Raw genomic sequence first — 12,471 nt, forward strand, 5'->3', positions numbered from 1 at the left:
TACCGCGACGAACGCGTCGCAGGCCGCCCTCAGCCAGACCCAGGGACCCGCCCGCATCCCACCTCACGCTCCTCGCCGCTCGACGCCCGCTTGCCCGCGAGGGCTGCAATGTGCCAGCCGCCGCTGACCAGACCTGTCAATAATGCCCCAGCTCTACACACCCACGTTGCGATCCGATCACCCCGCTCCCTCTTGCGCACAACAGCACACGGCCCGGACGGCACAGCGCGCGGTGCGCTGGCGGTGTCCGGGGGCTGCGCGCCCCGAGTGATCATGAGCGAGCCTAGGTCAGCGGGGTAGTCCGATGGCTACGACATCCCCCTGCGCCACGTAGACGGTGCGGTTGTCAGGCGTGATCGCGAAGCCGAATGCGCCGGCACGGCCGAAAAGGCCTCCGGTGCGGATCTGCTTGCCTGGCCTGCCGTCGGCTGTGCTGATGGGGGTGACCGTGGATTCATCGGTCACGAAGTCGCCGTAGTTGCCGTTCAGGACGCACAGGGTGCGCCCGTCCGGCGTGACCGCGAGCGCGATCGGCCCCTGCCCGTAGGCGATGGTCTTGGACACGGTGCCGGTCGCGGTGCTGATGGCTACCAGGTTGTTGGGTCCTGAACCAAAGTCGTAGTCGCCGTTGACGGCGGCGTACAGGGTTTTGCCGTCCGGCGTGACGGCGAGCGCTGAAGTCATGGTCAGGTCAGAGTTCCCGACGGTGATCGGGGTTCCTTGATTGCCGGTGGCGAGATTGACGGGAATTACCGCGTCGTCGTTTTCGGCCACGTACAGCGTTCTGCCGTCCGGCGTCACGGTCATCGCGTTGGGAGTCACGACCCCGCTGCCGGGCGTGGGGAGAGGGATCAGGAGTTTCCGCCGCCCGGTGGCGATGTCAACGGCCACTACCTCGTTGTTGTCGGTACCGATGAACAGTGACGTGCTGTCCGGGGACACCGCCATGCTGTACGCGCCGCTCGTGACGTGAATCGACGCCACAGGGGTGCCGGTCGGGAGATTGACCAGCGTGATCCTTCCGTCCGAAAGCAGCGCGCAGAGCATCCGGCCGTCAGGCGTCACCGCCAGACCCTGCGGATCGGTCCCGACAGCGAAGGGCTTGCCCGCCTTGCCGGTGGCGATGTCTACCGGCGTCACCGTATGGCCGTTGCTTCCGACGGGTCCCCCGTTCGCGGCATAGAGTGTCCGCCCGTCCGAGGTGACGGCCACCGCGCTGAATCCGTCACCGGGCACTAGCACGGACGGCCCGTGCACTAGGCGGACCACGCGGGCAACTGACCACGGCACGACGACGGTGAGCGCGAGGCAGGCGGCGATCAGCGCCCAGAAGGCACGTCTGTGGTGGAGGGGGGTATTAGCTCCGGGACGCATGCCGGGCAGGCTCCTCGTTCTCGTGCTCCGGGCAGCTGCGGCTCGCCGGTAGCGGCACCGGGTAGCCACTGGAGCCCAGGTTAGGGATCTACTATGGCGTCAATCGCGAGCCGGCGGAGCTTGAGGTGTGAAAGCGCACGGATTGCCAGCCTGCGGCTGGGGGATCTGGCGCATCCCCCATAGGCGTATCGCTGCCACAGCCATGCGCCAATGCGGGGCTAAGGAGAGGCGGGTGAGGAGGCGGGCGAGCTCGCCCGCGGCGCGGCGGATTTGCGGGAGGGTGGCGGTGCCGTAGCCGAGAATGAGGCCGTTCATCGTCGGCTTTCCCGCGTAGTAGCGGTCGAGCGGGTAGATCAGGACGCCGCGCTCCGCTGCCGCCTCGACCAGGCGGGCGGCCGGGTAATCGCCGGAGAGCTCGAGCACCACGTGCATCCCGGCCGTGTCGCCGAGCAGCCGGAACGGAACCTGCCTGCCCTGCGTGCCGCGGTTGAGTCCGTCGACGAGCGCGGCCCGGCGGCGGGCGTACTCCAGGCGCATCTTGCGCACGTGGCGTTCCAGGTCGCCCGAGCGGAGCAGCGCGAGGATGGCGTACTGCACCGGCTCGGGGATACGCACGCCGAGCCGTGGACGGAGCGCGGCGAGTTGATCAACCAGCGCGGGCGGCGCGACGAGCCAACCCGCGCCGAAGGCGGTCGCCAGGACCTTGGAGGCGGTGCCGAGGTAGACGATCACGTCCGGGTCCATGCTGTGCATCGCAGGCAGCGACCCGACGTCGTAGCGGAACTCGCTGTCGTAGTCGTCTTCGACAACGAGCGCGGCGGACTCCCTGGCCCACGCGATCAGTGCCTGACGACGGTTCACCGGCAGGCGTCCGCCGAGCGGGTATTGGTGCGCGGGCGTGGTGTAGAGCAGCCGTAGTTCGCCGGGGAGTTCCTCGGGAACGATGCCGTGCGCGTCGACCCGGCAGGGCACGACCTGCGCCCCGGCCCGGCGCAGCACCTCGCGCCCGGTGGGATAACCGGGTTCCTCGATGCCGGCCTTGTCGCCAGGGCGGAGCACCGAGTCGGCGAGCAGCGCGAGCCCGCTCGAGGTGCCCTGAGTGACGAGGACGTGGGCGGGTGTGACGGCGAGCCCGCGGGACCTGCGCAGATATGCCGCGATCTCTGCGCGCAGTTCCGGCAGCCCGTAAGGGTCGGGCATGCGGGACGGAAGGTGCGCGCCCGCCTCTCGCCAGGCCCGCCGCCAGGCGGCGGGGTCTATCCCGTCGTGCCAGGAAATGCCCGGCTGAAGATCGGTTACCTCCCGGGGGGACGACCCCCCGTCCCCCCCGAGGTCCTCGCGCGGCGGCCCGATGGCGAAAGGCGCCATCGTATCGGGCCGCCGCGCTGCGGCAGGGGCCGCTGGCTTCGCCGGCACGACTGATATTGACGATGTCCGGGTGTCGGAGTCGCGCCCGTCGGCTGACTGCATGGCGGCCGGCTGCACGTCGGCCACGTAGGTGCCCGAGCCGTGGCGTCCCTCGAGCCACCCCTCGGCGAACAGCCGCGCGTACGCGTTCGTTACCACGGTCCTGCTGACGCCGAGGGTCGCCGCCAGGTCGCGGCTCGACGGCAGCCGGTCGCCCGCGTGCAGCGCGCCGCCGGTGACGGCGGCCTGGAGCTGGGCGGATATCTGGACCGCCAGCGGCTCTCCGTCCGCGCGGTTCACCATGACGGGCAGATCGGATGGCAAAGTGGTCATCGAAACTTCTCCATGATTGGCTATTTGTGCCAGTCCACTTGCCGCATAGGCTACGGGATCATGAGCACTGAGACCACCCCGCTGTCCAGCACGCCCCGCACCACCCTGCGCAGGCACCGCGAGCGCGGCGAGACCGACCGCACCGCCCTCTACCAGGTACTCGACGCCGGCCTCGTGTGCCACCTCGGCGTGGTCGCCGACGGCGATCCCGTGGTGCTGCCCACCGCCTACGGACGCGACGGCGACACGCTGTACCTGCACGGGTCGTCGGCGAACGGTGCGTTCTGGGCCGCGGACGGTCAGCGGGTCTGCGTGACCGTCACGCACCTGGACGGGCTTGTCGCGGCCAGGTCGGTGTTCAGCCACTCGGTCAACTACCGCAGCGCCGTCATCTTCGGCACCGCGTCCGTCGTCACGGACGAGGACGAACGGTGGCAGGCGCTGCGGGTAATCACCGACCACCTCATTCCCGGCCGCTGGGCGGCCGCCCGGCAGCCGACCACGAAGGAGATGGCGGCCACGGCCGTGATGTCGCTGCCGCTCACCGAGGCCTCGGTGAAGATCCGCACCGGGATGCCCAAGGACGACCGGGAGGACCTGGAACTCGACGTCTGGGCGGGCGTGCTGCCGGTCTCCGTGACATTCGGCGAGCCGGTCCCCGACCCGGAGCAGCGCGGCGAGATCCCGCTGCCCGCGCACATCCGCGACCGCGCCAGCTAATAGCCGCCTGGCCGGAGACCAGTCGATAATGATGCCAGCCGCCGGGGAAGCTCGCGGCTTTTTATCGAACTTCTGTGCTGATTGAGGCTGGGCAGGGCCGGCCGGTTCTGCAAGTATGAAGCCCATGACAGGCAACACGGACACCCGGCCCTCCGTGCTCGTACGGGTGCGGGAACGGCAGGAGCTGCGGCTCGCCGCGGCGCTGTGGCACGCCGACCGGCGGTTGGCGGCGACCTGGTGGGGACTGCTCGTCGCGCGCGGCCTGCTGCCCGCCTGCTTCGCGGTCGCCACTGGCGTTCTTGTCGCCGCGGTCGAGCGTGGTTCCGGCGTCGCGGCGCCGCTGCTCGCGGTCGCGGTGGTGTTCATCGGCATGCAGGTGCTCGGCCCGCTGCACACCTCGGTGTCGGGCAACCTCGGTGACCGGGCGGCGGCCTGGCTGTATGACCTGCTGACCGCGGCGTGCGCTGCCCCGTCGGGCATCGGTCACCTGGAGGACCCCGCCCTGGCCACGGACCTCCAGGTGGCGCGGGACTTCGACAGGGGAATGACCGGGCCGCCGCTGTCGATCTCGATGGACTTCATCGCCGCCGGCCTCGTCGAGTTCGTCGCGGGGCTCGCCCAGGCGTGCGTGCTGTTCGGCTTCGCCTGGTGGGCACCGCCGGTGCTGGCCGGCGGCTGGCTCGGCACGCACTGGCTGCTGCGCGAGAGCTCGGTCTGGCGGGACCGCAACACCCCGGAGGTCCGGCTGGCGCAGCGGGACGCCGACTACGCCTACCGGCTGGCCGTGGACCCGCCCGCGGCCAAGGAACTGCGGATTTTCGGGCTGCCCGACTGGGTGCTCGCGCGGTTCCTCGCCAGTAGACGGCGGCTGCACCAGCTCCAGTACGAGGCGACGCGGATGCGCGAGCGCTCCGTCCTGCTGAGCCTCGCCCTGGTCCTCGCGGCCAACGCGGTCGTGCTGTGGGCGCTCGGCCGCGCCGCCCTCGATCACCGGCTGGCACTCGGCGCCCTGATCGCCTACGCCACGGCGGTGGCCGGCTCGTCGATGATCGCGTTCGGCGGCCTCAACTGGGCGCTTGACGGCACCTCCGCCTCGGCCGCGGCGGTGCTCAGGGTGACGGCCGCTATGCGCGAGGCCGACGCCGTGACCTCGGGCGGCCGCCCCGCGGATGGCCTGCCGCGGCGAGAGATCAGGTTCCGCGACGTGACCTTCGCATACCCGGCGAGCCCGGACCGCCCGGTGCTGCGCGGGCTCAGCCTGGACATCCCCGCAGGCAGCTCGCTCGCCATCGTCGGCCAGAACGGCGCGGGCAAGACCACCCTGGCCAAGCTGCTTTGCCGGCTGTACGACCCGCAGTCGGGCACGATCGAGATCGACGGCACCGACCTGCGCGATCTCGACCTTGCCGCGTGGCGCGGCCGGGTCACCGCCGTGTTCCAGGACTTCGTGCGGTTCGAGTTGAGCCTGCGAGAGAACGTCGCCCCCCGGGAAACCCCGCGGCAGCCCGGCATGGGGGAACTCGACGGCATCGTCGCCGCGGCGCTGGCCGAGGCCGGGGCGGACCGCCTGACCGGCCTGGACACCGTGCTGTCGAAGGGCTACCCAGGCGGCACCGACCTCTCCGGCGGGCAGTGGCAGCGGGTCGCACTGGCCCGGGCGCTCGCCGCGGTACGCCTCGGCGCCGGGCTCGTGCTGCTCGACGAGCCGACGGCACAGCTCGACGTGCGCGGCGAGATGGAGATATTCGAGCGGCTGCTCGCGGCTACCAGGTCCTGCACGACGATCCTGGTCTCGCACCGGTTCAACACCGTCAGGCACGTGGACAGGATCGCGGTGGTCGACGGCGGCGCTGTCGTCGAGCTCGGCAGCCACGACGAGCTGATGGCGCTGCGCGGCCGCTACTGGCGCATGTTCACCCTGCAGGCGGAGCGGTTCGCCGCTGGAGCGGCAGAAGAGGGCGAGGATGAGGTGGCCCTCGATGTCCTCTCCTGAGGTGCCATCTCCTGACACGACGGCGAGCGATGACATCGGGAAGCTGCCGCCCGCGCTCCGCTCGATGTGGCGGCTGTGCCGGCTCGGCTTCAGCTACGAACCGTCGCTGATGGGCGTTTCCTTCGTGCTCGCGCTGCTCGCGGCGGTACCTGACGCGCTGCTCGCCGTCTGGTTCAAGCTGCTCGGCGAGGGGCTGCTCAGGCAGGACGCGGCGCTGCTGTGGTTCGCCATCATCGCGCTCGCCGTCTCGACGGTGGCGACCTGGCTGCTGCAGACCATCTCCACCCGCCTGCAGCGGCGCTTCAGGGACAAGGTCACCATCGCACTTGAGTCCCACGTGGCGCGGCTCCAGGCGACGATCGCCACCGTCGCGCACCAGGAGCGGCCCGAGTACCTGGACCGGCTGGCGGTGCTGCGCGAGGAAACCTACACCCTCGACCACATGTACATGTCGGTGTTCTCTACCGCCGGGTGGCTGGTGCGGCTTGGCATCACGGTAGCGCTGCTCGGCGCCGTCAACCCGGTCCTGGTGACCCTGGTGCTGTTCGCGGTGCCGACCGTGGCCGCCACCTCATGGCGGCCCGCCGTGGAGCGCACCGCACAGGAACGCGGTGCGCAGTCCACCCGGCTCGCGACGCACCTGTACACGCTGTCCACCACGGCGGCCGCCGGCAAGGAACTGCGGGTGCTCGGCATCGGCCCGGCGCTGGCCGGCCGGCGCCGGGCCGCGTGGGAGACCTGGTACCGCCCGGTAGCCAAGGAGAGGAACCGCTCCGCCGCCTGGTACGCCGGCGGCTGGGCGATCTTCGCGCTCGGCTACACCGGCGCGATCGCGCTTGTCGCCGCCGGGCCCCATGCCTCGGCCTCGGGCGCCATCCTGGTGCTGACCGCGGGCGCCAGGCTGTCGTCCTACCTTGGCGCCACGGTGGGCGAGATCGGCTTCCTGCGCGGCACCTGGATGGACGGGGCGCAGCGGCTTGCCTGGCTCGAGCACTACGCCGCCGGGGTTGCGCAGCACGCGAACCTGCCCGCGCCCGAGCGCATCACCGACGGCATCAGGCTCGAGCACGTGACGTTCCGCTACCCGGGCGCGAGCCGCCCCGCCCTGGACGATGTCGACCTGTTCCTGCCGGCCGGATCGGTCGTCGCGGTCGTCGGCGAGAACGGCGCGGGGAAGTCCACGCTGGTCAAGCTGCTCGCCAAGCTCTACTCCCCCGCATCCGGCCGGATCCTCGTCGACGGCGCCGACCTGGCCGAGATCGACACCGCGCGGTGGCGGGAACGGCTGGCCGGGGCGTTCCAGGACTTCTTCAGGTTCGAGTTCCGCGCCGGGCAGGCGGTAGGCGTCGGTGACCTGCCGCGGCTCGACGCCGAGCCGGCGCTGGCCGCCGCGGTCGAGCGGGCAGGGGCCGCCGATCTGATCCGCGCCCTGCCATCGGGCCTTGCCACGCAGCTCGGGCCGACCTGGGACGGCGGGGTGGACGTGTCCTTCGGCCAGTGGCAGAAGATCGCACTCGCCCGCGGGTTCATGCGGGACGAGCCGCTGCTCGTCACGCTCGACGAGCCCACGGCGGCACTGGACGCGGAGACCGAGCACCAGCTGTTCGAGCGGTACGCGGAGCGGGCGCACCTAGCCAGGCAGAGCGGGAGTGTGACGGTCCTGGTGTCGCACCGGTTCAGCACGGTCCGGATGGCCGACCTTATCGTGGTCATGGACGGTGCCCGGGTGGCCGAGTACGGTAGCCACGACGAGCTGATGGCAAGGAACGGCCGGTACGCCGAGCTCTACCGTATCCAGGCGACTGCTTACCAGTAGTCAATGAGCCGTCGCGTGGACGCGCCTGCGATGACGGCCGGCCGCGATCGCGCACGGCCGTGCTCAACCGGCGCTCAATCACCGGATGGTTCAGTAACCAGTGCAAGGGGCCGCATCGATGTAACGGCGTTTTGGCTGGCCAAACGCCTGGAGTTGGGAAAGCAGGGGGCGCGTGATGAACGATATTCGCGTCGCATATCCGGGATACGAGGAGACATCCAGGCTCGACGAGCTCCGCGCGACGGAATACGGCTACCTCGACGAGGGCGGCCATGTCTACCTCGACTACACGGGTGCCGGGATCAGCGAGCGGCCGGTCAGTTCCAGCGTCTCCAGCACGGCGTCGACCGATCCGGCCGGCACGCCGCGGAGCGCGGCGGCGTAGCGGAGCGTGCGGGCGAGCGGCAGGGCGAGGTGGATGATGTCGTCCTGCGGGACGTAGCCGATGCTCCGTGAAGCCAGGCTCACCGCACCGGAGACGGGCGGCCGCAGGCCGCACATCGTGTCGAGCAGCGTGGTCTTGCCTGAGCCGCTCGCGCCGATGATCGCGACAAGTTCCCCGGCTCCGACGGTCAGCGAGACGTCTTGCTGCGTGACAGCTCCCGACCTGGCCTGCTGCCCGAGCGCGCGTGCCTCGATCGCAGATTGCACAGGCCCATTGTGCCCGGTATCACGCCGGGCGAGGGGCGCCGGGCCGAAGAGGGGATGGCCGGCGCCCGGTCACGGGCGCCCGAGGCGCGCGGCGATGTCTTCGAGTAGCTCGTACTCGGTGTCTGCGACGGCCGAACCGCCGCCCGTCCAGGTCGCCTCCCAGCGCCCGGAATCGCTGACGTACGGATGGGTGATCTTCAGAACCCGGTTGGCGTGCGCCGTCACCAGCGCGATCCGGCTCGCGGCACAGTCCGCCCCGCCGGGCGCGGGCGGGCGCCGCGCGACCGAAGATGACGGTTCCATGCCGATCCCTCCCGTCCGGCGCCCGGCCGCCAAGGCCGGACGCCCAGGGCTGCAGCCCGGGCCCCGGGGCACCGCCAGGTCACCCCGAGTGCCACCATTGTGAGCGCTAACACTGACTCATGTCAACACACTTCCGACATTTACGTATGCAGTCTGCGCACGTTAACAATTGAAAAGCTGAAACGCCGCAGGTGGCCGGTCATGCGCGACGAGGCCGAGACGGAGGCACCGTGGGCGGCGGGAGCAGGCCGAACCCGTTCCGAATACTCTGTATTTCCTCTCAATTCTATGGTTTTCCTCTGCATTTTGTCAGCCACCGAACCCGGGCCGGCGTGGCGGCCGTGAGAGCGATTGGCAGGCCCGGGAGGAGGGCCTGCCCCCCTGGGCAGGCGAGTGAAGGGACCCCCATGCGGCGCACGCTTAGCAACGCCAGGAAGATCACCAGCATCGCTACCAAGTACGCGCATCCCGGCCGCCGGGCCGGACGCATCGGAGCAGCGGCAATCGGAGCGGGGCTCGCAGTGACCGGGCTGACCGTCGTCGCGGTACCCGCGCACGCCGCGGCGCAGCCGGACAGCTTCGCACGGACCCTTCTCATCGCCAACAAGGCTTCCTACCACGCGAAGCTGACCGACCCCACCCTGACCAACGCCTGGGGCCTGGCGGCCGGCCCTGGCACCCCCATCTGGGTGTCCGACAACGGCTCCGGGATGGCCGGTATCTACAGCGGCGGGGTCAAGGGCAGCAAGGTCGTACGCGACTTCAGCGTGCCCGTGCCCGGCGGCAACCCCACCGGCCAGGTGTTCAACCCGGACGCGGCCGCCTTCCATGTCGGCGGGCCGAACGGCAGCGCAGCCGTCTTCATCGTCGACACCGATTCGACCGGCAAGAAGCAGTCACCGGGGCAGCTCGAGGCGTGGGACGGTGGCGCCGCCTTCGTCGTCGAGGACAGCGTCAAGGGCGGAGCGGGCGGCAAGGTGCCCGCGCACGCCGTGTTCAAGGGGCTGGCGATCGCCACCGGGCCCAAAGCCGGACCCGAGCTGTTCGCGGCCGACGTGGCCAACGGGAAGATCGACGTGTTCAACAAGAACTTCAAGTTCGTCAGCACTCCCGGCGAGTTCAAGGACCCGAAGATCCCGGCCGGCTTCGTGCCGTTCAACGTGCAGAACCTGGGCGGGAAGCTCTACGTCACCTACGCCAAGCAGAACAAGGCGAAGACCGACGTGCTCGTCGGCAAGGGCCGCGGCTTCGTCGACGTGTACACGGTCAACGGGAAGCTGATCAAGCACCTGGCCGGCGGCGGCGAGCTCAACGCGCCGTGGGGCCTGGCGATCGCGCCGAAGGGCTTCGGGCCGTTCGGCGGCGCGCTGCTCGTCGGAAACCTCGGCAACGGCTGGATCAACGCGTTCAACCCAACTACTGGCAAGTACCTTGGCTGGCTCGACACGCCGAACGGCACGCCGATCGCCATCCCCGGGCTGTGGGGGCTCGAGGTGGGCAACTCCTCGTTCGGCGGATCGTCCGCGGTTGAGTTCAGCGCCGGGCCGCACGGCTACCGAGACGGCCTGGTGGGCATCCTCACCCCTGCCAAGCCGGCCGCCACCGGGGGCGGCTGGTAGCCGACGCGGCGAGTGAGAGCGCACCCGTTCGGGATGAGATTTCCTCTCTTCATCCCGAACGGGTGCGTGGCTTCGCCCGGTCCCTGACTAGTGACCGGTTACGCGGCGACTAGCTTGACGGCGTTGTAGAAGCCCTGGGTGGGCGTCTTCGCGGTCAGCGTGCCTGCCAGCGCGGTGTTCGCCTTGAACGGCTTGCTTACCTTGACCGAGCCGAAGTACTCGGTGGTCGTCGCCTTGTACTTCTTGCTGCCGATGTAGCACGTGACTGGCGGGCTGGCGAAGCCGCTGCTGTAAGAGATCAACCCGGCACCGGTGATGGCGCCGGACGCGAGCCCGCTGACCGCGACCGTCTTCGATGCCGTGCTGACCTTGGGCGCAGGGCCGTTGACCGCCACCAGGGCCGAGCGCTGGACCCACTTGGACGCGGTCTTGAACGGACCCTGGGCGAACAGGTCCTGCCATGTCTTCGATCCGGGTGTCTGCGCGCCGAGCACATTGCTCGAATTGTTGGCGGCGGTGACGAACCAGCCACTGCCCGCGCACGGGGTCTTGACCGGCGGGATCTTCGGCTGGCAGGACTTGTCGACGTCAAGCGACGCGCCAGCCTTCCCGCTGAACTTGAGCTTGACCTTGACGCTCTTCAGGCCGGTGACCAGCGTGAGGGAACCGGTCACCTTGCCGGTGTATACGGTCTCCGAGCCTTTGGTGCAGGCGCTCTTCGTGGCCTTGGTCGGCGCGAAGGCCGCCGTGACGGACAGCACCGGGCTGAGCGTCTTGCCGGTGGCGAAGCTGGCGTGCCCGGTGCTTGTGACCTTCAGTTCCTTGGCCGCCGTCTTGCCGTACCCAGCGGTGGTCATCCACTGGTGCTGCTCGGAGACGCCCTTGTAGGTCGTGCTGAGCAGGACGCCCACGGCGTCGTTGCCCGCGTTGAAGTCGACAATCCAGGTGTGGCCGAGTGTCTTGGCGCTGCCAACGAAGTCGAGCGAGTACTGGGTGGTGGTGCTCGCCCCTGGGCTAGTCGGCACGGTGCTCGCCTGGGCCGCGCCTGCCGGCAGACCCACGGCAAGCAGTCCAGCCGCCAGTGCCGCAGCCCCCAGGACGCGCGGCATCCGCCAGCGGCGGGACTTCCCGTCGTGCTCCATTCGGTTTCCTTTCGTTGTCCTGCCCCGAAGAGTGACATTCACATCACTCACAAAACACACATTTCCACCCAACCCACGGACACCATAGGGCACGGGATGACCGCAAAGAAAGGGTCTATCCGGCGGTCAGCGTGCGAACGCGGCCGCGGCCGCGGCGGGCTCGTCGCGGTAGGCGGTCAGCGAGCGCGACCCGCTCGCCAGCACCGTCGAGATCAGCGCGCGCACCGCCGGGCGCTGGTCGGTGCGCGGGTTGGTCTGCAGCATCAGGTCGATCGTGCCGAGCTCGGGCAGCCGGTAGCCCGGCCCGAGCGTGCTGAGCTGGGCAGGCACCAGGCTGGCGGCCATGGCCGAGATGCCGATGCCGGCCGCGACCGCCGCGATCAGCCCGTTGACGCCGTGGCAAACGCAGGCGCTGCGGAACGGGACGCGGGCACGTTGCAGTGCGCGGCGCATCTCGGTGCGCGACATGCTCGGCGCCGGGTAGACCACAAGCGGCAGCGGCTTCGTCGGGTCGAGCCTGGTCGACGGCGTGCCCACCCAGACCATGCGATCCCGCTTGACGAGCTGGCCGCGCTGCTCGCCGCTCGGCCGCTTGCCGATGAAGACGTCGAGCTTGTCCCCCTCCAGGCGCTGGTGCAGCAGGCCGCTCTGGTCGACGATCAGGTCGAAGTCGACGAGCGGGTTGTCCCTGCGAAAGTCGCGCAGGATCTGCGGCAGCCGGGTGAGCGCCAGGTCGTCGGCGATGCCGATCCGCAGCCGCCCGCGCGGCCGCGAGCCGCTGAAGTAGGCCGCCGCCTGCTCGGAGGCGGCCAGGATGTTGCGCGCGAACCCGATCATCGCCTCGCCGTCGGCGGTCAGCGACACCGAGTGCGTGTCGCGCAGCACCAGGGTCCTGCCGACCTGCTGCTCTAGGCGGCGGATGTGCTGGCTGACGGTCGGCTGCTGCAGGCCGAGCCGGGCCGCGGCACGGGTGAAGCTGCCCGTCTGCTCGACGGCAAGGAACGTGGTGAGCAGCTGCGGGTCATAGCCAGTCATAACGATTCACAATAACAGTTAGGCAGATGATTGCCGTTCCACATAAATCGCAGGTGGCAGAGAATGCCTAAAGACAAC

Annotated in this window: 10 protein-coding genes; 4 read left to right on the plus strand and 6 right to left on the minus strand. The window is 69.9% G+C overall.

Features of this window, described 5'->3' with window-relative positions:
* Positions 1-288: 288 nt before the first annotated feature.
* Both EAS64_RS06395 and pdxR read right to left on the minus strand, forming a co-directional pair.
* The gene (locus EAS64_RS06395) at positions 289-1,374 is read right to left on the minus strand and encodes an outer membrane protein assembly factor BamB family protein (RefSeq protein WP_145851712.1); all 1,086 of its coding nucleotides are present in this window, start codon (positions 1,372-1,374) and stop codon (positions 289-291) included.
* A gap of 99 nt (positions 1,375-1,473) precedes the next feature.
* Positions 1,474-3,114 (minus strand): MocR-like pyridoxine biosynthesis transcription factor PdxR, encoded by a 1,641-nt coding sequence (gene pdxR / locus EAS64_RS06400; RefSeq protein WP_145851713.1) that lies wholly within the window; start codon positions 3,112-3,114, stop codon positions 1,474-1,476.
* Between the two features lie 60 nt (positions 3,115-3,174).
* Between pdxR and EAS64_RS06405 the strand changes: the two genes are divergently transcribed.
* The 3 genes from EAS64_RS06405 (at position 3,175) to EAS64_RS06415 (ending at position 7,643) form a co-directional block, all read left to right on the plus strand.
* A complete protein-coding gene (locus tag EAS64_RS06405) occupies positions 3,175-3,834 on the plus strand; it encodes a pyridoxamine 5'-phosphate oxidase family protein (protein ID WP_145851714.1) in 660 nt (219 codons plus the stop codon).
* Between the two features lie 124 nt (positions 3,835-3,958).
* The gene (locus EAS64_RS06410) at positions 3,959-5,827 is read left to right on the plus strand and encodes an ABC transporter ATP-binding protein (RefSeq protein WP_145851715.1); all 1,869 of its coding nucleotides are present in this window, start codon (positions 3,959-3,961) and stop codon (positions 5,825-5,827) included.
* Positions 5,814-7,643, plus strand: a complete 1,830-nt coding sequence (locus EAS64_RS06415) for an ABC transporter ATP-binding protein (RefSeq protein WP_145851716.1) — start codon at positions 5,814-5,816, stop codon at positions 7,641-7,643. The genes EAS64_RS06410 and EAS64_RS06415 overlap by 14 nt, the downstream gene beginning before the upstream one ends.
* 285 nt (positions 7,644-7,928) lie before the next feature.
* Here the strand turns inward: EAS64_RS06415 and EAS64_RS06420 are convergent, their stop codons facing one another.
* Both EAS64_RS06420 and EAS64_RS06425 read right to left on the minus strand, forming a co-directional pair.
* Positions 7,929-8,294: an ATP-binding cassette domain-containing protein gene (locus EAS64_RS06420; RefSeq protein ID WP_222849042.1), complete on the minus strand. Its 366-nt coding sequence runs from the start codon at positions 8,292-8,294 to the stop codon at positions 7,929-7,931.
* A 69-nt stretch (positions 8,295-8,363) separates the two neighbouring features.
* Positions 8,364-8,597, minus strand: coding sequence for a hypothetical protein (locus EAS64_RS06425; RefSeq protein ID WP_145851717.1), 234 nt, complete (start codon positions 8,595-8,597; stop codon positions 8,364-8,366).
* 407 nt (positions 8,598-9,004) lie between these two features.
* Here EAS64_RS06425 and EAS64_RS06430 point away from each other — a divergent pair, with 407 nt between their 5' ends.
* On the plus strand, positions 9,005-10,216 hold the full coding sequence (locus tag EAS64_RS06430) for a TIGR03118 family protein (protein WP_145851718.1): 1,212 nt from the start codon (positions 9,005-9,007) through the stop codon (positions 10,214-10,216).
* Between the two features lie 98 nt (positions 10,217-10,314).
* Here the strand turns inward: EAS64_RS06430 and EAS64_RS06435 are convergent, their stop codons facing one another.
* Positions 10,315-11,358, minus strand: coding sequence for a hypothetical protein (locus EAS64_RS06435; RefSeq protein WP_145851719.1), 1,044 nt, complete (start codon positions 11,356-11,358; stop codon positions 10,315-10,317).
* Between the two features lie 126 nt (positions 11,359-11,484).
* Positions 11,485-12,393, minus strand: a complete 909-nt coding sequence (locus tag EAS64_RS06440; RefSeq protein WP_145851720.1) for a LysR family transcriptional regulator — start codon at positions 12,391-12,393, stop codon at positions 11,485-11,487.
* Positions 12,394-12,471: the final 78 nt, after the last annotated feature.

The sequence above is a fragment of the Trebonia kvetii genome, assembly GCF_007827045.1.
GTDB classification, from domain to species: domain Bacteria; phylum Actinomycetota; class Actinomycetes; order Streptosporangiales; family Streptosporangiaceae; genus Trebonia; species Trebonia kvetii.